Consider the following 24963-nt stretch of genomic DNA (forward strand, 5'->3'; position numbering starts at 1 on the left):
CTCGGTGATTGACTCGATTCAGGTTAGGTAAAATACTGGCTATTGGTTCGTAGTCAGGACTTTAGTCCTTTCTTTGATGCGGACTAAAGTCCTCACTACGAACTATTGTTTTAGGGTTAATTGACCGGATTTTAGAGGGAAAGCTTTTTGTTATTTCAATTGCATACTTGGGGCGCGCTAAGAGTTCGCGTCCCGCAAGATTTTAATTCTAGAGAGATAGTTTAATTTAAATGGCGAGCCGATCGCACTCATTTACTGAAAAGAAAATCCCAATTCCTATCAATCTGTAGTTTCGGGAGTTTCGGGGAGAGTTTCGACTACATACTCCGGTACATACTCAGCCACCTTTTCAGGTACATTCTCGGGCAATTTTTCCGGCAATTTATAGGGCAAATTTTCCGGTGGATTTTCCAGTCTCACTCGCCGGATCGGCAGATTTGCGATCAGTGACATAGCCCGCTGGTCGCTTTCGAGACCGAACTCTGACTCAGTGGTATCAATTTCCACGTAGCGAGACACCACCTCTAGAATTTCTCGGCGCATAGACTCAACCATTTCGGGGCTGAGTTCTGACCGATCGTGGGCTAGAACGAGTTTGAGGCGGCGTTTTACATCGTCGCGGCTGTTGTCAGGGATGCGCGGGAAAAGTCGTTCGAGAAGTGTGTATATCATGGTTGCGGCGGGTTTGTCAATGGTTGGGCATAGAAAAAGTCAGGCGATTTTAGATTTTAGATTTTAGATTGGGGAATGACTTATTCCCGTCTGGTTTGGAGTCGGGGGAAGCAGTTTGATGCTTTTTGCGAAATGGTTTTACTCCGGGAATTTTTCGGCTAGTTTTTGCGATGCAGTGGCTGCTATTAAAGGTCGATCGCCAATAGGGCAGCACATCACATAATTTTAGTATTGAAAAACTTGCGGAGACGAGATAAAAACGTTTCCCGACGAGGAGTGAGATCTAAAAAATCAACTTTTTCGCCTTCTAAACGGCGGGCAATATTGTCGAAGGCAGTACCAGCTAAAGAGGTGGTTTCCGACAATACTAATGGTTCGCCTCGGTTGGTGGAAACGATGACGCGCTCGTCGTCGGGAACGACGCCTAACAGCGGAATGGCGAGGATTTCCCGCACGTCTTGCACCGACATCATATCATTTGCCAGCACCATTGCGGGCCTGATCCGGTTGACGATTAGCCTGATTTTTTTGACATTGTTGGCTTCCAGCAAGCCGATGACTCGATCGGCATCGCGGACAGCAGCGATTTCTGGAGTCGTGACAATGATACCTTCTTGCGCCGGGGCGATCGCATTTTGGAAACCCTGCTCAATTCCCGCCGGAGAGTCGATCAAAATATAGTCATGTTTTGCTCCCAACATCCCAACAAGCTGCTTCATTTGATCGGCGCTGATGGCATCCTTCATGCGAGTTTGCGCCGCCGGTAACAGCACCAAACGCGGCTGCCGCTTATCTTTCACCAAAGCTTGCTCTAACCGGCACTCTCCGGCTAGAACTTCTAATGCCGTGTAAACAATGCGGTTTTCTAAGCCCAGCAGCAAGTCTAAATTTCTGAGGCCAAAATCGGCATCAATTACCGCAACGGTGCGCCCCCGCTTAGCTAAAGCCATGCCGAGATTAGCTGTCGATGTGGTTTTTCCGACTCCGCCTTTCCCTGATGTAACAACAATAATGCGAGCCATAAGCGATTTTAGATTTATTGGTAATTAGTCATCAGTCATTAGTTATCAGTCATTAGTTATCAGTCATTAGTTATCAGTCATTAGTTATCAGTCATTAGTCGTGGGCAATTAATCTTATTATTTGTCGTTCGTTGGCATTTTTTTTTGAGGATTTGGCAGCAATCTTTTATTCATTGAATCAACTCAACACTCAAAACTCATAACTCTCATTGTTCTACGAATGATCTCTGAATCAGCACTAAAATTTGAAAATTTCCTTGACTAACTGATTGAGCCAAGACCAAAATTATCAAGCGCCGACTTAAAGAGCAACAGTATTGTCAACGATCAATGACTACTAACGTTCGCGAGCGGGGACGCTCGCACTATGACCAATGACTAATGACCAATGACTAATGACTAATGATTCTTGACTAATTACCGCCGATTAACTGCGATTTGTCAAAATCAGAGGCCCTACCGATCCGAATCCCCTGAGGCGTCACATAGGCGACTTCCGGGAAAAACTGAGCGGGTGAGGTTTCTGGGCCTCGGGCAACGTACTTAGCAATCCTAATCACCATCGGTTCCATCTGCAAGGCCATAATCACGCTGTTGGTGTTGCCGCCGGCACCCGCGTGTACGACGCCCCGCAAACGCCCCCAAACCAGGATATCGCCTCCGGCGACGACTGAGCCGCCAGGATTTACGTCTCCCAAAAGTACGATCGTCCCTGGGTGACGAATTTCTTGGCCCGATCGCACAGTCATCTGCAAATATAAAGGTTCCGCCAGCGATTGCGGTTTTTCGGCGGATTTAGCCAGGGTAGAAACCGGAGGCTGCTGTTCTACAGAGTAGCCTGCCGTTGCCGCAGCTACGGCAGTTTGGCGGCGGCTGGTGTGGACTCGTTTGAGTTGCAGTTCCGCTTCCAAGAGGGCACCGGCAATTTCTTGCAGTTGGCGGATATCTAAAAGTCGATCGCTCCCCATCAATTGTACTTCTGCATTCGGCTGCCAAAAGCGTTCTCCAGCATTCAGCCTGAGTTTTAGCTGCTGGCAAAGTTCAGTCCAAGTCGATGCCGTACCAGTTGCGGGCTCGTTGTTGGTTTCTGGGGGAAGTAGCAACAATAGCTGTCCGTCTTCAGTCTTGAGCCGGACTTGCAGATCTAAGCTAACTTCGGGTGTTGATTGAGGAGTGGGGGCAGCAGCTCCGGCGGAGGCATCGGGTGTCATGGGACTGTTCGATCTCGGGTAGCGAAAGGTTAACATCAATATTAGCTTGAGTGGTCTTTTGCCTCAGTCTTTGGGGCGAAAAGTCGGGTTTTTTTATTTTTAACCGCAAGTATGGCAATTCTATTGCATTTTTGAACAAGATTTTTTTTTATTTACCGCAGAGGGCGCAGAGTACACAGAGAAAGAAAATTAAGAGAAGAATACAGTAGCTGTAAACTGCGTAATTTACCGCTAAAAGTAGCACATTTAACCACGTTTTCTAAGTTATGTAATTATTAATTTACAATTACTATGCAGCAAATAGAACGTTATCGCGGCAGTCTGATCGGTTTGGCAGTTGGCGATGCTTTGGGAACAACTTTAGAATTTTGTCGCCCCGGAACCTTTGAGCCTATTAACGATATGGTTGGCGGCGGCCCTTTTCGCCTGCAACCGGGACAGTGGACGGATGATACATCAATGGCACTTTGTTTAGCTGAAAGTTTGATTGAAAAAAAAGGTTTCGATCCAGTCCATCAATTAGAAACTTATCTGAAGTGGTGTATAGACGGACATTTGAGCAGTACGGGCGAGTGTTTTGATATTGGCAATACGGTTCAACAAGCACTTTGGCAGTTTGAAGATACAAAAAAGCCTTACTGCGGTGCTACCGAATCTTGGACTGCTGGAAATGGTTCGATTATGCGTTTGGCTCCCGTACCTTTGTTTTATGCTAAAAATCCTTTAGAAGTCATAGAAAAATCTGGAGAAAGTTCTCGCACTACTCACGGCGCTGCTACTTGCGTCGATGCTTGCCACTATTTCGGTACTTTAATTGCGGGGGCTGTCAATGGAGTTAGTAAAGAAGTTTTGCTTTCGGAAAGATATTGTGCGATCGCCGAATATTGGGCCGCGCACCCCCTGGTAGCAGAAATCGATGAAATAGCGGCGGGTTCTTTTAAACGGCGACAACCTCCTGAAATTAAGGGTACTGGTTATGTCGTTAAGTCTTTGGAGGCCGCACTGTGGGCGTTTTATAACAGTTCGTCTTTTGCCGAAGGGTGTTTGTTGGCCGTAAATTTGGGCGACGATGCGGATACAACTGGTGCGGTTTACGGACAGTTGGCGGGGGCTTTTTACGGCGAATCTGCTATACCGCAAAAATGGCTCTCGCAATTGACCGATTTTACTCTAATTGCATCTTTCGCCGAACAACTCTTGACTGTAGGACTTACGCACCCGTGAGTATAAACCGAGTTTTTATGCAACACTAGCCGTAGCCGTAGGGTGCGTCGCGATCGAAAATCCCCGCATAAAAATTGACAATCTCACAGAGCCGCACCTGACCAAATAATACCGAAAAAGGTGTGGTTCTTGATGGTCAGGATGTCGCAGCCTATTTCACCCAAAGCAAATTAGTGATGGGAGTTACCCAATTTAAACATAATTGGCATGGAATAACTTGGATGTTTGCAAGTGCACCAAACCGTGATATGTTTGCTAAAAATCCTGAAAAGTATGCTCCTCAATACGGTGGATATTGCGCCCAAGCTGCCAGTGAAGGCAATCTTGTTGTCACCCAGCCTGACGCCTGGAAAATTGTTAATGGGAAGCTCGATCTCAACTACGACAAGAAAGTACAGGCACAGTGGATGGGTGATATTCCCGGTCACATTGCTTTAGCAAACAAGAATTGGCCGGCTATTCTGAATAACAAAGAACTGTTTCGATCGGCTAAAATAAAAGTTATGCACGGGTACTCATGAACCGTTTGGTTGAACCATCATACTTGCCTCAAACTCACATCTTGCACCACTGCTAATAAGTTTTTGAAGGGCGGGTTCTCCCGCCCACCCCACAATAAATCTGATGTCTGGTGGCACAGGCCCGAAAGCCTTTGGTTGACAAGGGCGGGCGGGACGCCCACCCCACAAGCAATCTGAACTCTGGTGGCACAGGCCCGAAAGCCTGTGCTTGACGCCAATTCATAAAAATTTCTGAAAAAATATGACTTCACGGCTTAATTATTTGGGCTTGCACCGTCGAGACAGTGCCTCCAGCCACCGGATACCGATCGCCAATACCGTCATGTTCGGTTCGGTTATTTTAGCGGGTGAGTTAAAGTCTCTCTTCCTGCTATTTGGGATTTTATTGAAGCCTCGCGTTTTGTTCTATCGCGATCGGGCGATCGATTTCGTGAAAATCTCAAAAGTTTAGTTTTATCCAGTTTAAGAAGGAAAAAGTGCTTTATGGAATTTAAAGATTTTATGGCTTTGGTTCATCCTGTTTTAGCTGTGGCGATCGTTTTTCCGATGCTGGGTATTGTGCTGAATATGGCTTGGCAAACTAGGCAGCGCCGCCAGCAAATTGCATCCGGGGATAAGAGCAAAATTCCCCCAGCAGTCGGTTCAGAACACGTCAAAGCAGGTAAAATTCTGTCGGGATCTGTGGTAGGAGTGACGCTGTTGGGTTTGGGCTACGCTATTTTTGAGCATATTTTGAGCAAGGATGTTTGGAGCAAAAACTCGTTTCAGGTCATTTTCATTGTGCTGATGTTTGTGGCCACGATCGCCTCTTTGGTCATGTTATATCGATCGACACCTGCTATGTGGCGCGGCGTATTTGCGACATTGACGGGTGCTGGCTTGGTGATTCTTGGCGCTCAAGATGGCGTTTTTCGGCGCAGCGATGAATGGTATTGGTCTCACTACTATATTGGTATAGCTGCTGCGCTGCTGATGGTTTTCTCCCTGGCGATCGTTCAAGACATTTACAAAGATCGATCGAATCGCTGGCGCACTGTCCATGTCATCTTGAACTCGATCGCTGTGCTGCTGTTTCTGGGACTGGGAATGACCGGAACCAGGGATTTATTAGAAATTCCTCTGAGCTGGCAGAAACCTTATATTTATAGCTGTGACTTCGCCAATAAGACTTGCCCAAAGCCTTGAGCGATCGGATTACTTTTTAGGTACGTTGTTGCGCTTGAGCGCTCTTTCATGTTGTGGAAAAGAGCGCCCAAGCGCAACAACGTACCTTATATTTTTAATCGAAAAAGCTCTTGACATTTATCGCAATCTGTGTATTATAGCCAGTTCCGATGTTGTTACAAAGAAATATTTGCAAATCTTAAATTTTTATTAAATTAAGTATTATAATTGTCGTAACTTTCAACTAAGTATTTATTCTCAATATCATGATAGCGGATCAATTTCCTTGGCTGACCGCGATTGTCATGCTACCCCTCGTAGCTTCCCTCGCCATCCCTTTTCTGCCCGATACAGACGGCAAAACCGTGCGCTGGTATGCGCTGGGCGTAGGCATTACAGACTTTGTATTAATGTGCTGGGTGTTTTTGACGCACTACGATCCCAGCATCTCCACTTTCCAAATCGTCGAGCAATATCCCTGGATACCTTCTTTAGGCCTCAACTGGTATGTTTCGGTTGACGGGCTGTCAGTTCCGCTGGTGTTGTTGGCAGGATTGGTGACGACGCTATCCATTTTTGCTGCATGGGAAGTCGATCGCAAGCCGCGACTCTTCTACTTCCTAATGCTGGTGATGTACTCGGCACAAATCGGAGTATTTGTCGCCCAAGACATCATGCTGCTGTTCATTGTCTGGGAATTAGAACTAATTCCCGTGTACTTGCTAATCTCGATTTGGGGCGGACAAAACCGCCGCTACGCAGCTACCAAATTCTTGATTTACACCGCCGGCGCTTCCATCTTTATTCTCGTCGCTGCCTTAGCAATGGCATTCTACGGCGGAGGAAACCTCACCTTCGACATGGTAGAACTCGGCTTGAAGGATTACCCGCTAGGTTTAGAAATCCTACTTTATGCGGGATTGTTGATTGCCTTCGGCGTGAAACTCGCGATTTTCCCCTTCCACACATGGCTGCCTGACGCCCACGGCGAAGCATCTTCTCCTGTGTCGATGATTCTGGCCGGCGTGTTGCTGAAAATGGGCGGCTACGGACTGATTCGCCTGAATTTGGAACTTCTTCCGAAAGCACACGTTTACTTTGCACCGATTATGGCGGTGCTCGGCGTAGTTAACATTATCTACGGCGCGCTGAATTCCTTCGGGCAAACGAACATGAAGCGCCGCTTGGCGAACTCGTCGATTTCTCACATGGGATTCGTGTTGTTGGGTATTGCTTCCTTCACGGATTTGGGAATCAACGGGGCGATGCTGCAAATGATTTCCCACGGTTTGATCGCCTCAGTATTGTTTTTCCTGGCTGGCGTGACTTACGATCGCACCCACACCATGATCATGGACGAGATGGGCGAGATTGGGAAAGTGATGCCGAAAGTGTTTGCCTTGTTTACGGCGGGCGCGATGGCTTCTTTGGCACTCCCCGGTATGAGCGGTTTTGCTAGCGAACTCTCCGTGTTTGTGGGCGTCGCAACTAGCGATATTTACGGTACTTCTTTCCGCGCAGTAATAGTGTTCCTGGCGGCAGTGGGACTGATTTTGACACCGATTTATTTGCTCTCGATGCTGCGACAGTTATTTTACAACTGCGGAACATTGGCAGCTTGCGATCTTGAAGATCTAGATTTGCGGAATCAGCGAGAAAATCTGGATGCAGCGGTTTGTTTCGGTAATAGTTGCGTTTTGCCTGGTGATGCACCGTTTATCGATGCTAAACCTCGCGAAGTGGCGATCGCATTTTGCTTCTTGATTCCGATTGTCGGCATTGGTTTTTATCCAAACATGGCGATGCAGGCTTACGACGCGAAGACTGTGGCTGTTAACGCCGAAGTCCGCCAATCTTACACCCTCATCGTTCAACAAAATCCTCAGATTTATGCGAAGGGCTTTTTGGCTCCCAAAATTGCCCAAGTTTCAAAAGCACCTGCTTTGGGCAAAATTACAGGCTCTGAATCTGCATCGGCTTTTGGGATTGTCAAATAATTTTATCCAATTCTGTTTTTGCTGAAAATTGGGCGATCGCTTTTGTTAAAGGGCGATCGTTTTTTTTGTAGAAGGAAGTTCGGCAACCAAGTAAGGGTAGGGTGCGTCGAAGAATCCTAGGGTGCGTCGCGATCGCAGATTTATGCGAAAAAATCGACTTTTCGAGTAGCGACGCACCACGCAGGATGCACCTTAGACTTCTTCCATTCATTCACAAACTATTTTGATTTAAAATGAATCTGCGTCGATCTGTATTTCTTTGATTGACATTTGCGGTTGACCTATCATATCATTTCATTTCTGGTCGATCGCCATAACAAAAACGGTTTGTAGTGCGGACTTAAGTCCGCAGCCGAAGAGCGGACTTAAGTCCGCGCTACAAACGGATAAAGTTTATTATACAGTTGAACAATATTGCGACAAAACAATTTTTCCCCTTGTTTTCTCAAATATCATCTAAGGAGCGCAAATTAAATAATTTACACTCTTGAAAGTGGAACGGGCGTCTCGCCCGTACAGAAAGGACGGGCGTCTCGCCCGTTCCACAAGAAGCATAAAAACTGTAAGTTATTAAATTTTCATTCCTAAGGTGCGTCGCCGCTCGAAAAGTCGATTGAATTTACGGATTTTTCAGGGCGACACACCCTACAAATACTAGGGCAGTATTTTTCATAATTGTAATTTGCAGGCTCTGATACTAGCGCCGAATTTCTGCAATAATCTGGGCTAGATTTTCCCTAGCATATCCCACCTCAAGCATCGATTTATCTTCCAGCCCCGAAGCAACTTTCGTCAGGATATTTAGCGGTGCTTCCGAACCTACAGTTTTCAGGAACAACACTTGCAGCCGATTTTTAACTAATTCTACAATTGAGCGAGTGCGAGCCTCTTTACTTTCTTTTTGTTGAGCAACACTCGTACTAAGATTGTGAGTTTTTAACAGCCACATTCTTTCTATTCCTTGCGTTTTGACTATCTCCAAAATCTCCACTTGAATCTGCTCGACTAATCTTTCGGTTACATATTGCACGATTAAAGGCTGAAGCCTAAAAACAGTTTGCCCGCCTGCACTGATTTTTTCGATGAGAAAGCGACGGCCGAGAGAATCGAGATTTTTTAGCAAATCGGAAAGGGACGAATTGACTAACATCTGCTCTCGCAAAGTAGCTAGGGAAATCGGACTTTGAGCAATAGCCAGCCAGTAGGAAATCTCTTGTTCTGAATTTGACATTCGATCGAACTGCTGCGCGAGTAAATTGCTGATGTGTTCTTCAATAAATAACGCCGTCGCTTCCAAAAATTTGACAATATTTCCCTCGAAAAACTCGTGAATCGTTGTCGCCACAATCTTCATGGCTAACAGATTGCCTCCGTACCGGGCTAACAATATTTCCCATTCTCTATCTGGGGCGTACAAACCTTTTTCTTTGAAAATACCTCGGGCTATTTCCTCGGAAATAGCCGGCTTTAAAAACCGGACTTTTTCTCCAGCTAGCAAAGCCATTTCCGTAGGTTCTTCGGCACTAACTAGGACAAAACAGCTCTGGTGATTGACTTCACAGAGCCGCACAATTAAATCTCGATATCCTTCACAGCCTTCGCGGTAATGTCCCGCTAGTTCTTCTGGTTTGAGCACTGCTTCAAAATCGTCTAAAATTATCAGACAGCGCTGCTTGCGGAGATACTCGACTAGGCGCGAAATTTTGCCGTTAAAGTCGATCGCCTGCGAGGGATCCGCTAAGGGCAGAGCGGACTTTTGTTGGTTAGCAAAAAGTTGAATTAAGCCCGTGAGGAAGTCGGATGCTGTTGGTGCCGATCGCAGCGATCGCCAAATCACAAAATCAAACTCCTGCTGTACCTGTTTTGCTAACTGCACCGACAGAGTTGTTTTGCCGCTACCGGCCAAACCCAGCAGCGCTACTGCGCGACAATTATCGGATACAATCCACTGCTTTAAAGTAGTTAATTCTTCAGTCCGCCCGTAAAAAACTGTAACATCCGGTGCTTGGCCCCAATCTTCCTGTCGGCGCGCGATCGGCATATTGAACAGAGATCCTTTACCTCGACTAAAATCAATCGAACCCTGCTCCGTGTGGTATGAAAATAGCAACTGATGCCTCAATTCCGAGAGCTTTCCAGGGCCGTTCCCCGCAATCTGAAACTTTTTGTAAACTTCGCCTAGTCTTTTGCGAACTGCGATGTCGCTAATGCCAAGCTTGGTTGCGATGGTAGCCGTAGATTGCCCGTCGAGAGCCATAAACACAGTCTCTAACTCGGCATCTGTGACACCGCGCTCTTTCGCGATCGTTTGCACAAAGTTTTGAGGAATCGGAGTAGTCAAGGTAGGAATCTCGCCTGTACTAAAAATCTATCTTCTATTATATTCTCTGAGTTCTCGCGGGCGAACAATTGAATCTGTCAATCTTCAGCTTGCTTGTCGGTTTTTCGGGCAGTTTGAGATATTTATACCCTATCATCGATTTTGGTACTACTTCAAAAAAAGAATGCAACTGAATAAACTGCGATCCAAACCATGATGCAATCAGTGATGCAATCAGTCCTATTATGTCAGATAGAACAACAGCCAGCGAACAGGTTGGTAGTGAGGACTTCAGTCCTTTCATTGGATGAGGACTGAAGTCCTCACTACCAACCCGATCATTATTTTTTTACCGGACATGATATCATCTGTAGCAGCGCTCTATCAGCCAAAAACCTTCGTACTAGCGCGGTATTTTTCGGCAGAAAGCAGCCGCCAACTCCCATCACCCAAAAGTTCCAAAACCTGCTGGTGATATTTCAACAAACTCAATCGGTGGCCGACACTCACAAATGTAGTTTTAGTGGCTTGCAACTGTTCGTATAAAAGTTGCTCGTTCTTCAAATCCAAAGCACTTGTCGCCTCATCCAAAATAGCATATCGCGGTTGGGTCAACAACAATCTAGCAAAAGCTAAACGCTGCTGTTCTCCCAGGGACAAAATCTCTACCCAATCTAAAGCCTCATCAAAACCGCCCAATCTGTCCGGCAAATCTGCTAAGTTTACTAATGCCAAAACGCGGCGCAATTGTTCCTCATCAACCTCGCTGCTGGTGTTGGGATACAGAAGTTGCGATCGCAAACTGCCCAAAATCAGATAAGGACGCTGCGGCAAAAACAGCATTTCTGCCAATTCCGGCCGCGCCAGACGACCCGTTCCCGAGTCCCACAAACCCGCAATAACCCGCAGCAAAGAACTCTTCCCAGAACCGCTTTGACCGACAATTAACAGTCCTTCTCCCGGCGACACCGCTACCGACAAATCCTCAATCAAAGTCTTTTGATGCTTGGGAGTATCTAAAGTAACGTGTTCCAGCGTCAACTGAGAATCTACTACGACATCTATAGTAGTTCCTCCTGCACGAGATACCGCCCTTTCTGCTTCCAAAGTATCTGTAAATACAGTCAAGCGATTGATGCTAGCTGCAAAAGAACTAAGGGGTTCAATGCGACTGACAATCAGTGAAAAAGCGGCTAAAACCTGACGGAAAGCAAAACCAGCCTGAGTGATGTCTCCAAACTGGATCGTATCAGTTTTGTCGGCAAAGTAAGCAGGAGCGAGAAACAAAGCCGGAATAATCACCACAGCATACCCGTATCCAGTTGTAAAATAATCCAAATTTCGCTGCCAGCCAATTAGCAAATTAAAATTGCGGAATACTTCCACGAACCGCTGCTTTATTTGCATCGATTCTCGCTCTTCCCCCCCATAAAAGGCAATGGATTCAGCATTGTCGCGAATGTGAACCAGTCCGTAGCGGAAATTAGCTTCTTTTTTAAGTTGCTCGAAATTCAGAGGCACTAATCTTTGACCAAAAATCAGACTGGCGGTCGTGCCCAACATAGCATAGATAATCAGGAAAATCGAAAGTTGTTTCGAGATTGACCACAGGATACCTGTGAAAGATATAATAGTAATTATTGAAGTCAGAATCGCCAGCATAAATGTCAAACTTGTATCAGTGAACGATTTGACATCTTCAGAAATTCTTTGGTCGGGATTGTCGATTTCCTTGTGTGAATTTATTTCGTAATAAGCCCGATTCTTAAAATACTTGTTCAGAAACTTATTTGTCATCCATTCCCGCCAGTAGAGAGCGAATTTATCTTGGGTGTAGCGGTAAATTACCACAATGGGAGTGCCGACTACAAAAACCCCTGCATAGACAAAAAGATACTTCCAATAATTGAGCTGGTCTTTCTTTGATAGAGCTGTGTTGAAAAAGTTACTGACGTAACTAATTATGACATTCAAACCGCTGACAGACAGGGACAATAACAGCAATAAAGCCAATAATGCCCACGACTGCCAATGCGCTATAACTCTGCCTTTGATTAATACAAAAGCGCTGAAAGGAATAATTAGCATCAAGGCAATAATGAGCATTGCGGGAGAATGAATAATTCCTTGCAACAAACTAACTAACCCAGCAGCAATATTATTGAAAAAAGCGGGAAAAAGAGCGGCACCCCCCAAACATACAACACTGATGAGTACAAACATAGCAGCGAACAGAAATATTAACAACAGCGCTACTAATCCCAGAAAAATCCTGCCTCCCCCAGGCTCTAAAGGATAAAAGTAAGGCTGAGCGATCGCAATAAATCTTTCCCACAACTGACGGTCAAATCGATTCATCTTAGCTGTTTGCAAAACTACTTCGGCTTTTATAACATATCAAGTTTTATTAGCGATTGCCGCAGTAATTTATTTGGGAGTTTAGGGAAGAGATTGGTCTCATATCATGTCCGAAGAGAACTACCACAATTAAATTGGTTGGTAGTGAGGACTTTAGTCCTCATGAAAATTAGAGGACTAAAGTCCTCACTACAAACCAGATGGCGGTTATTTTACCGGACATGGTGTCACCCACAGAGGAATATTTGTTTTCTGAATTAAGCCGTGGAGAGGCAAACAGTTTCTAGGTTAGTTGTGGGTAAATCTAAAATCTTAAATCTATGGGATCGGCAGAAGTGGCGGTTTCGCCGATCGCCTCCGACGACGATAGATTGTAGTAAAATCGCTGGCTAATCCCCAAACTAACTTGCTTGAACACCCAATACAAAACAGCAATGACGACAAATGTTGCAGCCATTACTACAAACGGACGCTTACCAATCAAATCATTCATGACGGTGTTAACTAAGGCATCGGGATTCGCCAGAATGTCCCAAGTGTTGAACCGGATAAATCGTCCTAAATAAATGCCGATCGCCGAAAGTGCGTGTATAGTTATCTCCGTTGCCAGGATAAATCTACCCCAACCCTGTTGCTTCAAATAGTAACCCAAACCCATCACCGACAGCACGTAAGCCTCAAATCCCGCCAGCATAAACACCAGATACTGCGGAATCAGCGCCAATGTCACCACCCACACCGAGCTACCATCTTTAATCTGCTCGATCAGGTGAATGATATCAGTTAAAACGTAGGGTGCATTGGGTAAAAACGCGATAAACCAGAAAAAACCGCCCCACCAGCGGAGAGAGCGAACTCCGCGCTGCCGCAGTACCCAGATGTCTACAGCCATCAGTGCTAGCGTAATCGCGATCGCCCCCAAAACGTAAGTTGTGCCCACATCTTGCACAATGTGCTTGAGATAGGACAAAACATGGCGCGTGCTGGGCAAAAAAGTAGCGCCCAGGAGAACCAACGTACCCCACAGCAGCCAGCGCGATCGAGGTTTGCGGAAGAGCCAAAAACTCAACGCCAGCGGTACTAAACCTAAAAACAAATTCCAAGACATCCAGCGGACATTCTGTCCCATTGCTGCGATCGCTTCCAGGATTAATCCCATCATGTCAGTTTTTATACAATTAAAGGTTTCATGCAGCACCGCTTTCTCAGCAGCTTGAATCTATCTTAGTCGCTAATTTGTAGGGTGCGTCAGCTTGTGGCTCCTTGCTCAACAAAGATAATCAGGCTATGAGCTGATGCACCCTACAATAACTGTGTAAGTCTTCTTCCTTCTTCCTTCTTCCTTCTTCCTTCTTCCTTCTACTTAGGTTTTGCCGATCGGGATTTCGATCGCAAAAGTCGTCCCGCATCCGACTTCCGAGATACAGTCAATCTTGCCCTTGTGCTTTTCTACCACAATCGAGTGCGCGATCGACATTCCCAAGCCAGTACCTTTCCCCACAGCTTTTGTCGTAAAAAACGGGTTAAAAATGCGATCGATCACCGCCTGCGGAATCCCCGTACCGTTATCCGAAATTTCCACCATCACAGTGTTTCGATCTGTTACACCAGTGGAAATCACTATTCGGCCGTTCTTAGTCTCTGATAAAGGAACCGACAACTTTTGATATCGTTCTTCAATAGCATCAATTCCATTAGCAATAATATTCATAAACACTTGATTCAGTTGGCTCGCATAGCACTCCACCGGCGGCAGTTTCCCGAACTCCTTAATTACTTCAATTTCCGGGCGCCTGTCGTGACTCTTCAAGCGATGCTGCAAAATCAACAAAGTGCTATTAATTCCCGCGTGAATATCGACAGGCTTCATGGCCGATTCGTCCAGCCGCGAGAAATTTCTCAGCGACAGCACAATTTGCCGGATGCGATCGGTTCCCACCTGCATCGAACCTACAAGTTTTCTCAGATCCTCAGTCATGAAATCCAAATCTATCTCTTCAATGCGATCGACAATTTTTGCATTAGGTTCGGGATACTCGTGTTCGTAAAGATGCACCAGATCCAGCAACTGTGTAGTATACTGGTGTAGATAAGCAATGTTAGCGTGAATGAAGTTAACCGGATTATTAACTTCGTGGGCGATGCCTGCAACTAATTGACCCAAAGAAGACATTTTTTCAGTTTGAATGAGTTGAGCTTGAGTAGAGCGCAATGACCGCAGCGCTGACTCTAACTCTATAGCTCTTTCTCTTTCTCGCGCCTCGCTTTGTCGCAGAGCTTCCTCTGATTGTTTACGAGTCGTAATATCTTGGGCAAATCCAATTATTACCTTCGACCGACCCTGAGAATTTCTGCTAAAAATAGTATCCCGACTTTGCAGCCAAAACCATTCACCGTTTGCCGCCAGCATCCGGTACTCAATTTCCCTAATTTCGCCATCTTTAATTTCTGCAAATCTCGAGTGATATTCCAAAATTTTTGGCAAATCTTCGGGGTTAATTAACTGAGTCATTAGTGATGAACCCATCGCTTTAATTTCATCAAATGTATAGCCAAGAAGCGTGCCCATAGAAGAATTAGCATAGATATTTCGCTGTTCTTCCAAGTCATAAAGATACAAAATACCGGGAGTAGCATCGGCAATCTTTTGAACAAACTGCTGGCTCTCTTGCAAAGCTAATTCAGCTTCTTTGCGATTCGTAACATCAATGCTGATGCCATCGAAAACAATATCACCATTTTCTCTAGCTTCAGGACGCGAAATTATCTGAAACCAGCGAATTTGACCGGAAGGTAGCACGAACCGTCCTTCCCAGTGCCAAGGTTGCAAAGTTTGGGCTGAAACAGCAACGGATTCGTCATGATTTTGGCGGTCGTCGGGATGAATTAAATCTGTTATCAAAGCCGCATTTTGCAGAACAGCTTCTGGTTCTCGCTCAAACATTTCTCGGCAAGCAGGACTAATGTAAGGAAAACTGAAAGAGCCATCTGCACGCAACACAAATCGATAAATTACTCCCGGCACATTGCCCGACAGTTTTTGGAATCTTGCCTCGCTTTCTCGCAGTGCTGACTCTGCTTCTTTGCGCTCCGTGATGTCAGTAATTGAACCAACAATGCGGACTGCTTTTCCAGATGCGTCCCACAAAGCTTGTCCGCGACTGAGTATCCATTTGTAGGTGCTGTTGTAGCACAACAAGCGATATTCGGTGATGTAATGCGGCGTTTTTTTGTCTAAATGGTCTTGGAAAGCTTGCATTACTAAAGATAAATCATCGGGATGGGTGTTTCTGTTCCATTGGTCAAAGTAATCGAGATTTGGGATGTCTTCATATCCGGTGATTTCCTTAAATCGATCGGACAGGAATATTTCTCTTGTTTGCAAGTTCCAATCCCAAATGCCGTCATTGTTACCTTTGAGCGCTAACTGCCAGCGTTCTTCAGTTTGCATCAATTGAGCAGTTCTTTGTTCGACTCTATTTTCTAGTTCTTCATTGAGCTGTTTGAGACTTTCTTCTGCCTGTTTCCGCTCGATCGCAATTCCCGCTAAATGCCTGACAGATTCTATCAATTGCAGCTCAAAATTTTGGGGAGTGCGCGGTTGGGCGTAATACATGCCAAAAGTTCCCAAAACTTGACCCCCAGATGAGACAATAGGAGTAGACCAGCAAGCTCTCAGTCCAAAACTCAAGGCTAAATCTCGAAAGTCTTGCCACAAAGGATCGCTGGCAATATCTGTAACGATCACCTGTTCGCAGCGATAGGCAGCAGTGCCGCAAGAACCGACATTCGGGCCGATGGCTACTCCATTAATAGCAGCATTATAACTTTCTGGCAAACTGGGCGCGGCTCCGTGCAGCAAATGTTTGCCGTCTGGAGCTAGAATCAAAATCGAACCCATGACATCTCTAGATTGCTGCTCGATAATTTCAACTAAAGTATTTAAAGTATCGCCAAGAGTTGCACCCTGAGCAATCATTTCTAAAATTTGTTTTTGAGCGCTCAACCAATTTTCAGCTTGCTTGCGATCGGTAATGTCCCGGGCCATCCAAATAACAGTATTTTCCTGCATTGGCGCAATGTTAGCGGCAAACCAAATGTCTTTGTTGCCAATTTGCAGGCTGTATTCTAGTGAATTGGTCTGCTTTGTGTTGGCGGTAAGTCGAATTTGACTGAGAAAAACATCTGCTAATTCTGGCGGCATGATTTCGTGCAGAGTTTTGCCTATGAGTGCTGCCGGCGGTTTGTACAAAAGTTCGGGATTGGTGGGGGCAATTTTCAGGTAGCGTCCCTCTGTATCAATCACGAAAATTACGTCGTTCATTGCCGCGAATAAAGCTCGAAGTTGTGATTCCGAAGCTTGCAGGGCGAGTTCAGCTTGTTTGCGATCGCTAATGTCGCGCCCCACTCCTTGATATTCGATCGCCCCACCTTTTTCGTCAAAAGTTGCCCTGTCAGTCCACTGTATCCAGCGAATTTCGCCCGTGTCGAGAACCACGCGGTGTTCCCAGGTAATAGCGGGATTTTGTAGGCTTAAAGAATTGAAAATATCGCTGCAAAAGTTTCTATCTTCTTCCCAACTCAAAGGCATAAAAGAATTGCCGATCAGCTCCGATCGCGATTTATTGAAATAGCGGCAGTAGGCATCGTTGACAAAAGTAATAACTCCCGTCGGCAAGAAACGGCAAATCAGTTCGGTTTGGTCTTCGACAATCGCTCGATAGCGAGATTCGCTCTCTTGCAGCGCGGCTTCTGCTAGGATGCGATCGCTAATGTCTGTACCGACGAACAGCAGCCCGATCGATCGCCCTTTGCGATCGACCACAGGTTTGTTTCTCCAGGCTATCCAGACTTTTTCCCCATTGCGGCGGATGTTTTCATTTTCGTGTTGGAAGTATTTGTCCGGCTGTGCCAAACAGTCTCGAATCATTATGACTAACTGATTTTCCGACAGTGTAGCCGGATCTACAATTGTGCCGATCGCACTTTTGCCAATAATTTCTGCTTGTGAATACCCGAAAAAATTTTCCGCAAACTCATTAAAAAAAGTAATCTTGCCTTCATTGTCTAACTGCACAATAATGCTGTTAGCATTCTCAACCAGTTGCCGGTACTTAGCTTCGCTCGATCGCAGCATCGATCGGCCGTACATCCCCGTAAAAACCGCCACCCCGCTCAAAACTGCCAGCAAGCCGCCTCCTGAGAGCAACCACCCCCGCCGTGACGAATTCTGCTGCCATCCTCCCGCCGGAATTGCTGCCAACTGCCAGGAACCGTTGGGCAATAGCACTTCCAGCACCACCGGATTCTTCTGAAAAATCTCCTTGTCGCCGAAAAACACCTCGCCTGACACTCCCTTCCCATCTTTGCCGCGCACAGCGTATTGCAGCTTAGTTGAGGGATCGTTGAGTCCTACTTCTTGTAAAAGATCGTTTTGGTCGATGAGAACCCCTATCAATCCCCAAAAAGGCCCTGTTTCGGGTTCTGCGCCTGGGGGTGTGAGAAAAATGGGCGATCGACCAATGAACCCCACATTCCCCGCCAATAATTTCACAGGCCCAGCAAGCACAGTTTTTCTGGTGTCGATCGCCTCTTTGACCATTTCGCGCTGTGCCGGTACCTTTGTCAAGTCAACTCCGATCGCCTGTTCATTGCCTTGAAGCGGATACATATAAGCAATGGTTGTGCCTTTAACTAAACCTAGGCTGCGAATTCCTCTTTGCTGTCCCATCAGAATTCTCGCCATCGCTGCAAACTCGGCTTCGGTGATGTTTGGGTTGTGGGAAATGTCAGCCACGAAACCCCGCATTAACAACAGCCGAGAATTCAAAGAGCCTTCCAGCTTAGAACGGACTGTGCTGAGTCGCTCGATCGTGCTAGCGCGGTTGTGTTGCAAAAATCGCTCTTGCTCCGATCGGTCTAAAATGCCAACTCCGACTAAAATTGCTATTAATGTGGAAATTGCCCCTAAATACGGTGAAATTTGGAATTTTTTCAGCTTAAAGTATTCCATCTGTCGGCAGTTCAACTATATTTTTAAGTCTTTAGATAGATTTATTTTAGTTTCATTTTCCTATGCCGATGCAAGATTTCCGGCAGACGGGGCTTTTCACAAGTCTGCACCAGTTTTTTGTGTTCTAAGCTGTTGTAGATCTAAATTGTTTATTTCAATTCCCTCGGACATTCTCCCACTCTCCCCCTCTCCCCCTCTCCCACTCTCCCCCTCTCCCACTCTCCCGATCTCCCCATCTCCCCATTCTCCAGACTCGCGCACCCGAAACACGGGATTTATTGGCTAAAATAAGGTTAGCAATAATTTTTTTCAGTGCTCGGCGCTAATCATTACATAGGGGCAATTTGATGCAGGAACAGTTGATGGAAGCGATCGCACCTTACCGCGATCGAGTAGATTATCTAGAAGTTCGCCTCGAACAAAGCGAGTCAACAGCGATTAGTTTTCGCGGGCCTCAGTTAGATGCTGTCAACCGCAGTTTCAGTCTCGCCGGCGGCGTGCGCGCCTGTCACAAAGGCGGCTGGAGTTTTGTAACTTTCAACGGTTTAGCTGAGTTAAAAGCCCGGATTGAAGAAGCTGTCGTGCAGTCTCGTTTGGTAGGTAGCGAAAAAACTGTACTAGCAGATGTCACTCCGATTCAAGATTATGTAGCGGTGGAATTCGGTCGCGACCCGCGGTCTATTACTCTAGCAGAAAAACGCAAGTTGCTCGAATCTTACAACCAATTGCTGTTAGATTTCGACCCGCGAATTCAGACGACAATGGCCGGTTACAGCGATCGATTCGGGATTACTTATTTTGTGAATTCCCAAGGCACTTCGATCGCCCAAGAGCGGTTGGATGTCACCGGGCGCTTCGGGGCGATCGCCCGCAATGAAGATGGTGTCGTCCGCCAAGGGTTTGAATCGATTCATTCGCGATCGGACTACAATGTCTTGACAAATATCGAAGATCGTGTTAAGAGTGCCGCCGTTCGAGCTGTCGGCCAACTAGAAGCAAAATCGGTAAAAGGCGGTCAGTATCCAGTGATTTTAGACCCTTATTTGTCGGGGGTATTTATTCACGAAGCTTTCGGTCATTTGTCGGAAGCAGACGGCATTTACGAAAACCCGAAAATGCAGGAATTGTTGACTTTGGGCAAGCCTGTGGCGATCGAACAATTGAACGTAATTGACGACGCAACCTTGCCGGGATTGCCGGGAACTCTCAAATACGACGACGAAGGAGTGCCAGCTCAGTGCAAGCATTTAATTAAAAATGGAGTTTTAGCAGCTCGGATGCACAATCGCGAGACTGCGGGCAAAATGGGCGAAGCTCCGACAGGAAATGCCCGGGCCCTGAGCGCTACTTTTATGCCGTTGGTGCGGATGACTAATACTGCGATCGAATCTGGCGCACATTCTTTCGACGAAATGGTGGGCGACATCGCAGAAGGAGTCTATGCAGTGCGGATGTTGGGAGGACAAACCAACGGCGAAATGTTTACCTTTGCAGCAGCCGAAGGCTTCATGATTCGCGACGGCAAATTGGCCGAACCGGTGAGCGATGTCACTTTAAGCGGCAACGTATTTCAGACTTTAAAGGATATTGAGTCGATCGGCAACGACTCAGTTTATGCCTACGGCGGCTGCGGAAAAGGCGGCCAAAGCGGTTTAGCTGTCAGCGTCGGCGGCCCCCATTTGCGGATCAAAAATGTTGTAGTCGGAGGAAGATAATACAATTTTCGATTTTCGATTGGGGATGAATGATCTCATGTCCGGTAAATTACTATCACAAAAACGGTTCGTAGTGCGGACTTCAGTCCGCTCTGGGGCGGACTGAAGTCCGCACTACAAACCTTACCGTATTGGTTTTTATCCCAGTCAGGTGAACATTGCGGACCCAAAAGCTCAATAAAAAACCCGGTTTCTTGAAGAAACCGGGTTTTTTTCTACCAACTAAGAGAGGAGTGAAAAATTATGGGGTAGAGGTTGCCGGAATTCTGCATTTCTCGCGCAACCCTCTCAACCAAACTACGGGCTAATTTTAGTGGCAGCGACTTAAAGCTGTCTCATCTCATCTTCCAGCACCCGAACCAAATCTTGATTGCCGCTAGCTCTAGCCACTTCGATGCGGTGCATCAGTTGCTTTTGAATGTTAGCGCGGTGGGTTTCAGAGATTTTTTTTACATTTTGGCGATTTGTGTTCATGGTGGACGTTCCTTATATTAAATTTGGTGTAACTCCTACTTCTTTAATATAGCGCAAAATTTCAAAAAGTATCTAATTTTACAAAAAATTTACAGTTATTGACCGATCGACCACAATAGTGTATACTATTTGCCATAAGTCAATAGCGATATCTTGACAATTCCCATAAATACGCAAAGTCCGAAGCCAAGCGCTCCATTGCCGTAGAGCGCAATTGACCGATCGCGTACCTCCTCGCCGTGACAATACGGACTCTGCAACGCGCTGACACCGGTGTCGATCGCCTAAAAAAAGCGGGATGCCACCAGCGAGCGTGTCTTTAGACCTGAATTGTTTAACGCAACAGAGGCTCTGCTAGTTCATCCATCTTTTTAGCAAGTTCAACGTCCAAGTTACTGATTGCATGACCTACATCGTAAGTAAGCAGATTTACTTCAACTGAATTATAAATATTCAGCCATATAGGGTGATGTTTAATCACCTCTGTGTGGATCGCGACACTTACCATCCAACCCATTGCCTCATTAAAAGAATGAAACTCAAATTTTTTGTACAACTTACCTTCTTTGACTACCCAACCCGGTAGGCTCCTTAAGGCTTCATGTATTTCTGTTTCGGTGAGTTTATAGCCTGTCATTAGTTACTACGCTCCTGATAAGTACCTGACAAAAATCAACAATGTCATTGTTCAATGCGCTCCGCAATCTCAAAGCCTTGCGAGCGAAGCGAATTGCTTCGCTTCACTCGCAATGACATGGCTGCGTTTATTTATGTCCGACTACTTGTACGCTCTGAAAAGTTGGTGTACACTATACTCAATTGATGGTTAAGCGAAAAATATACTTTTCATTTTTGCTTGCTTCGTGCCTTTCTTCAGCAATTTTTTCCACATTAAAGTTGGGCGGAATTTTATTAAGCAGCGCTACATCTCCCAGAGTGGAATAACTGAAAAATATCTCTCCTTGAGGTGCAAGATATTGAGGAACCTGTTCGATAAAATTGAGGAATATTTTACCGCTCGGATCGTTTGTTGACACTTCGGCAATACTTTCAATTGGTTTATCTAACAAAGGGACGTTAAAAAGAATGACATCAAATAAAATGTCTGGCAAAGATTTGAACAAATCCGAATGGTAAATTTTAGCTTTGCGGGAATTTATAAACGTATTTATTCTGGCACATAGTACAGCACAGTCAGCGATATCAGAAAGGTACAGTTCCTCTACATATTCACCTAAACTCAGTCCCACGACTCCCGTACCACAACCTAACTCTAAAAGCCGTTTTTTCTTGGTCTTGAGATGTTGATATCTTTCCCGAATAGGGTTCAATAAAAATAAAGAGCTAGAACCGGGAGCTGGATGATAGACATTAGGTAGAGTAATAATATTCATATTATTAATTCTATAAGTGGCAAATTTAGTCTGTTTATCGATAAACGCCTGATGCAGTTCTAGGAAGGCTTGTGTTTGTTGCATTTTTCTGGAAGTTAAAGTGAAAGTTCAGTAATTGTACACTCAAATGATGCCGATCGTAAAGTAGGGTGCGTCGCTACGAACAATAGACATATCCCATAATTATCGCTTCACAGGCATCGGGCCTGTTTAAGATTGGCTTTTTGCCAGATGTCTAATTTAGATCTGGCATAATTATCGCTTCACAGGGATCGGGCCTGTTCAAGATTGGCTTTCATCCTGCTTGTTCAAGGTTGGCTTTTTGCCAGATGTCTAATTTACATTTGGGCGATCGTCCCCAAAGCCTCTACCAAATGCTGAAGGTGTGCGAGCTCGTGAGTTGCCATCAGCGAAATCCGAATGCGGCTCACGCTGACAGTCGGAGGCCGAATCGCCACAGCCAAAATACCCATTTCCTTGAGTTGGCTGCTAACTGCCAAAGCTGTGGCTGCATCTTTTAACAGCAGACTGAAAATTGGGCTCCGGGAATTGCTAATTGGTAATTGGCGATTGGTAATCGCCCCATATTTGAAAGTTTCGATATTTTGTTGCAACCGAACTCGGCGCTCTGGTTCTTGCTGCACAATTCTCACAGCTTCCAAAGCAGCCGCCGTGTCAGCCGGCGTCAATGCTGTAGTATAAATCCAACTCGCGGCTCGATTGCGGAGAAAATCAATTAAGGCAGCAGAGCCCGCAACGTAGCCGCCCAAACTTCCCAAAGCTTTGCTAAGCGTGCCAACTTGAATTAGGGGCAATCCCCTACACCCGAAATGTTCTGCACAACCGGCACCGCTAGCACCGAAAACTCCTGTAGCGTGAGCTTCATCTACTAATACCATAGAGTTAAATTGCTCGCCCAAAGCTAACAACTCCGGTAGCGGACACAAGTCCCCATCCATGCTAAAGACGCTATCGGTAATAATTAAACACTTGCGGAATTTAGCGCGATTTTGCTCTAGCTTGGCTTTTAAATCCTCAAGATTGCAGTGATTGTACTCTAGCGCCGTTGCACGGCTGAGTATGGCTCCGTTTTTGAGGCTCGAATGGTTGTACTTGTCAGATAATATCAAATCGCGCTGGCCGACAACTGATGCGATCGCCCCTAAATTCGCTAAATATCCCGAACTGAATACTAAAGCGTCTTCGGTTTGTTTTAAATTAGCAATAGCCAGTTCTAGCTGTCGGTGCAAATCGCGGTGTCCGCTGACTAACCTCGAACCCGTAGCACCCGTACCAAATTCCTTCGTTGCAGCCATCGCCGCTTGAATCAACCTGTCATCGCCGGCAAGTCCCAGATAATCGTTGCTGGCAAAGTTAATCAGCCGGCGGCTGGCTAATTTTACCACAGGCCCCGGGCAGCTTTCGATCGATTGTGGCGATCGATACCAATCAGCCCGACGAACAGTGTCCAGGGACTTCTCTAGCCAAGCGTAAGGGTCTGCATTCATATTGTCCAGCGATCGAGTAATAAGTTATATTGTCTTATAATCAGTCCCTGCCTATCAGAGAAGCATATGCCACTCACTAAAAAATACAGATTAGTCACCCGCAGTGATTTTGACGGTCTTGTCTGTGCCGTTTTGCTCAAAGAACTCGATATGATAGACGAAATTAAATTCGTGCATCCTAAAGATATGCAGGATGGAAAAATCGAAATAACAAATAACGATATTACCACCAATTTACCATATGTTGAGGGAGTTCATCTAGCTTTCGACCACCATTTTAGCGAAACTCTCAGACACGAAAAAATCAAAATCAACCACATCATCGACCCCTATGCAGCATCCGCAGCCAGAGTGCTGTACAAATATTATGGAGGCAAAGCAAAGTTTCCTGATATTTCCGAGGCGATGATGCTCGCAGTTGACAAAGCAGACTCCGCTCAATTTGCCAAAGAAGAGGTTTTGCAACCGGAAGGATGGGTGCTGTTAAACTTCTTGATGGACGCCCGAACCGGCTTGGGCCGGTTTAAACAATTTACAGTTTCCAATTATCAGTTAATGATGGAGTTAATTGATTACTGCAAAAATCATACCATTGATGAAATTTTGCAGCTTGCTGATGTAAAAGAAAGAGTAGACCTTTACTTCGAGCAATCCGAAAATTTTGAAGACCAAATACAGCGCTGCGCCAAAGTTTACGATCATTTAGTCGTTTTGGATTTGCGAAACGAAGATGTGATTTATGCCGGGAATCGTTTTGTAATTTACGCTTTGTTCCCCGACTGCAATATCTCGATTCACGCACTGTGGGGACTGAAGCAACAAAACACGGTTTTCGCCGTTGGTAAGTCAATCTTCAACAAAACTTCTCCAACTAATATTGGGGAGTTAATGTTAAAATATGGTGGCGGCGGCCACCGGAATGCGGGAACTTGTCAGATTGAAAATGATAAAGCTAGTAAAGTTTTGAAAGAGTTAATTGCCCAGATTGAGCAAAAGGGTTAGATTAACTTGAGTGATATTTTTTGCAGTCAGGACTTGAGTCTTCGATTATTTAAATTTTCAGGACTGAAGTCCTTACTACAAAAGGGAATGTTTAGGACTGAAGTCCTTACTACAAACGGGAGTTTAGTCCTCAAGGTTTTGAGGTTGCGGGTTCGGGGCGTTGAAATTTTCTGCACTCTTGCCTTTGACAGGTGGCAAATAATCTACTAAACCCATATCAAAAGCCACATCCGGCAAATCAGCAGCGTTATAATTTCCTGCTTCAAACAATCGCCCCGGAGTAAAACAAGGCTGCTTCAATCTTACCACTTCGCTAGGCGAAAACATTCCCCTAAACATTTTGCGTTCGAGTCCCATAATTTCCGCTC

The 24963-nt window shown here is 45.7% G+C and carries 18 protein-coding genes and 1 pseudogene; 7 read left to right on the forward strand and 12 right to left on the reverse strand.

Features of this window, described 5'->3' with window-relative positions; all coding sequences use genetic code 11:
• Nucleotides 1-414: 414 nt before the first annotated feature.
• From minE to minC, 3 genes and pseudogenes are all read right to left on the reverse strand, one after another.
• Nucleotides 415-672 (reverse strand): annotated as a pseudogene (minE, locus tag JGK39_RS04450) (cell division topological specificity factor MinE); the annotation flags it as partial.
• Between the two features lie 215 nt (nt 673-887).
• Nucleotides 888-1694, reverse strand: a complete 807-nt coding sequence (gene minD, locus JGK39_RS04455; RefSeq protein WP_293249219.1) for a septum site-determining protein MinD — start codon at nt 1692-1694, stop codon at nt 888-890.
• A 413-nt stretch (nt 1695-2107) separates the two neighbouring features.
• Nucleotides 2108-2905 (reverse strand): septum site-determining protein MinC, encoded by a 798-nt coding sequence (gene minC / locus JGK39_RS04460; RefSeq protein WP_293249222.1) that lies wholly within the window; start codon nt 2903-2905, stop codon nt 2108-2110.
• 291 nt (nt 2906-3196) lie between these two features.
• Here minC and JGK39_RS04465 point away from each other — a divergent pair, with 291 nt between their 5' ends.
• The 5 genes from JGK39_RS04465 (at nt 3197) to JGK39_RS04485 (ending at nt 7811) form a co-directional block, all read left to right on the forward strand.
• Nucleotides 3197-4129 (forward strand): ADP-ribosylglycohydrolase family protein, encoded by a 933-nt coding sequence (locus tag JGK39_RS04465; protein WP_293249225.1) that lies wholly within the window; start codon nt 3197-3199, stop codon nt 4127-4129.
• Nucleotides 4130-4251: 122 nt separating this feature from the next.
• Nucleotides 4252-4650, forward strand: coding sequence for a YHS domain-containing (seleno)protein (locus tag JGK39_RS04470; RefSeq protein ID WP_293249228.1), 399 nt, complete (start codon nt 4252-4254; stop codon nt 4648-4650).
• Nucleotides 4651-4891: 241 nt separating this feature from the next.
• Nucleotides 4892-5101 (forward strand): hypothetical protein, encoded by a 210-nt coding sequence (locus JGK39_RS04475; RefSeq protein ID WP_293249231.1) that lies wholly within the window; start codon nt 4892-4894, stop codon nt 5099-5101.
• Between the two features lie 32 nt (nt 5102-5133).
• On the forward strand, nt 5134-5835 hold the full coding sequence (locus tag JGK39_RS04480; RefSeq protein WP_293295846.1) for a DUF4079 domain-containing protein: 702 nt from the start codon (nt 5134-5136) through the stop codon (nt 5833-5835).
• A gap of 245 nt (nt 5836-6080) precedes the next feature.
• Entirely contained in the window at nt 6081-7811 is a 1731-nt protein-coding gene (locus JGK39_RS04485; RefSeq protein WP_293249237.1) for an NAD(P)H-quinone oxidoreductase subunit 4, read from the forward strand.
• 697 nt (nt 7812-8508) lie between these two features.
• Here the strand turns inward: JGK39_RS04485 and JGK39_RS04490 are convergent.
• The 4 genes from JGK39_RS04490 to JGK39_RS04505 all read right to left on the reverse strand — a co-directional run bounded on the left by JGK39_RS04490 (nt 8509) and on the right by JGK39_RS04505 (nt 18502).
• On the reverse strand, nt 8509-10152 hold the full coding sequence (locus JGK39_RS04490) for an NB-ARC domain-containing protein (RefSeq protein WP_293249240.1): 1644 nt from the start codon (nt 10150-10152) through the stop codon (nt 8509-8511).
• Between the two features lie 363 nt (nt 10153-10515).
• On the reverse strand, nt 10516-12489 hold the full coding sequence (locus JGK39_RS04495) for an ABC transporter ATP-binding protein/permease (RefSeq protein ID WP_293295844.1): 1974 nt from the start codon (nt 12487-12489) through the stop codon (nt 10516-10518).
• Nucleotides 12490-12793: 304 nt separating this feature from the next.
• Complete coding sequence (locus tag JGK39_RS04500) at nt 12794-13651, reverse strand: DUF1361 domain-containing protein (protein WP_293295842.1); 858 nt, start codon at nt 13649-13651, stop codon at nt 12794-12796.
• A 201-nt stretch (nt 13652-13852) separates the two neighbouring features.
• Nucleotides 13853-18502, reverse strand: a complete 4650-nt coding sequence (locus tag JGK39_RS04505) for a PAS domain S-box protein (protein ID WP_293249249.1) — start codon at nt 18500-18502, stop codon at nt 13853-13855.
• A 347-nt stretch (nt 18503-18849) separates the two neighbouring features.
• Here JGK39_RS04505 and JGK39_RS04510 point away from each other — a divergent pair, with 347 nt between their 5' ends.
• Complete coding sequence (locus tag JGK39_RS04510) at nt 18850-20217, forward strand: TldD/PmbA family protein (RefSeq protein WP_293249252.1); 1368 nt, start codon at nt 18850-18852, stop codon at nt 20215-20217.
• Nucleotides 20218-20541: 324 nt separating this feature from the next.
• On the opposite strand, the gene JGK39_RS04515 is transcribed toward JGK39_RS04510, so the two are convergent.
• From JGK39_RS04515 to bioF, 4 genes are all read right to left on the reverse strand, one after another.
• Nucleotides 20542-20691 carry a hypothetical protein gene (locus JGK39_RS04515; RefSeq protein ID WP_293249255.1) on the reverse strand — a complete coding sequence of 50 codons (150 nt, stop codon included), beginning with the start codon at nt 20689-20691 and terminating at the stop codon, nt 20542-20544.
• Nucleotides 20692-21025: 334 nt separating this feature from the next.
• The gene (locus JGK39_RS04520; protein ID WP_293249258.1) at nt 21026-21328 is read right to left on the reverse strand and encodes a 4a-hydroxytetrahydrobiopterin dehydratase; all 303 of its coding nucleotides are present in this window, start codon (nt 21326-21328) and stop codon (nt 21026-21028) included.
• A 178-nt stretch (nt 21329-21506) separates the two neighbouring features.
• A complete protein-coding gene (locus JGK39_RS04525; RefSeq protein ID WP_293249261.1) occupies nt 21507-22169 on the reverse strand; it encodes a methyltransferase in 663 nt (220 codons plus the stop codon).
• 254 nt (nt 22170-22423) lie between these two features.
• Entirely contained in the window at nt 22424-23593 is a 1170-nt protein-coding gene (bioF, locus tag JGK39_RS04530) for an 8-amino-7-oxononanoate synthase (protein WP_293249264.1), read from the reverse strand.
• A gap of 66 nt (nt 23594-23659) precedes the next feature.
• Between bioF and JGK39_RS04535 the strand changes: the two genes are divergently transcribed.
• On the forward strand, nt 23660-24595 hold the full coding sequence (locus JGK39_RS04535; RefSeq protein ID WP_293249267.1) for an exopolyphosphatase: 936 nt from the start codon (nt 23660-23662) through the stop codon (nt 24593-24595).
• 123 nt (nt 24596-24718) lie between these two features.
• On the opposite strand, the gene JGK39_RS04540 is transcribed toward JGK39_RS04535, so the two are convergent.
• A complete protein-coding gene (locus tag JGK39_RS04540) occupies nt 24719-24952 on the reverse strand; it encodes a hypothetical protein (protein WP_293143588.1) in 234 nt (77 codons plus the stop codon).
• Between the last annotated feature and the right edge of the window lie 11 nt (nt 24953-24963).

The organism is Microcoleus sp. PH2017_12_PCY_D_A, from assembly GCF_020738565.1.
Taxonomy (GTDB): Bacteria; Cyanobacteriota; Cyanobacteriia; order Cyanobacteriales; family Microcoleaceae; genus Microcoleus.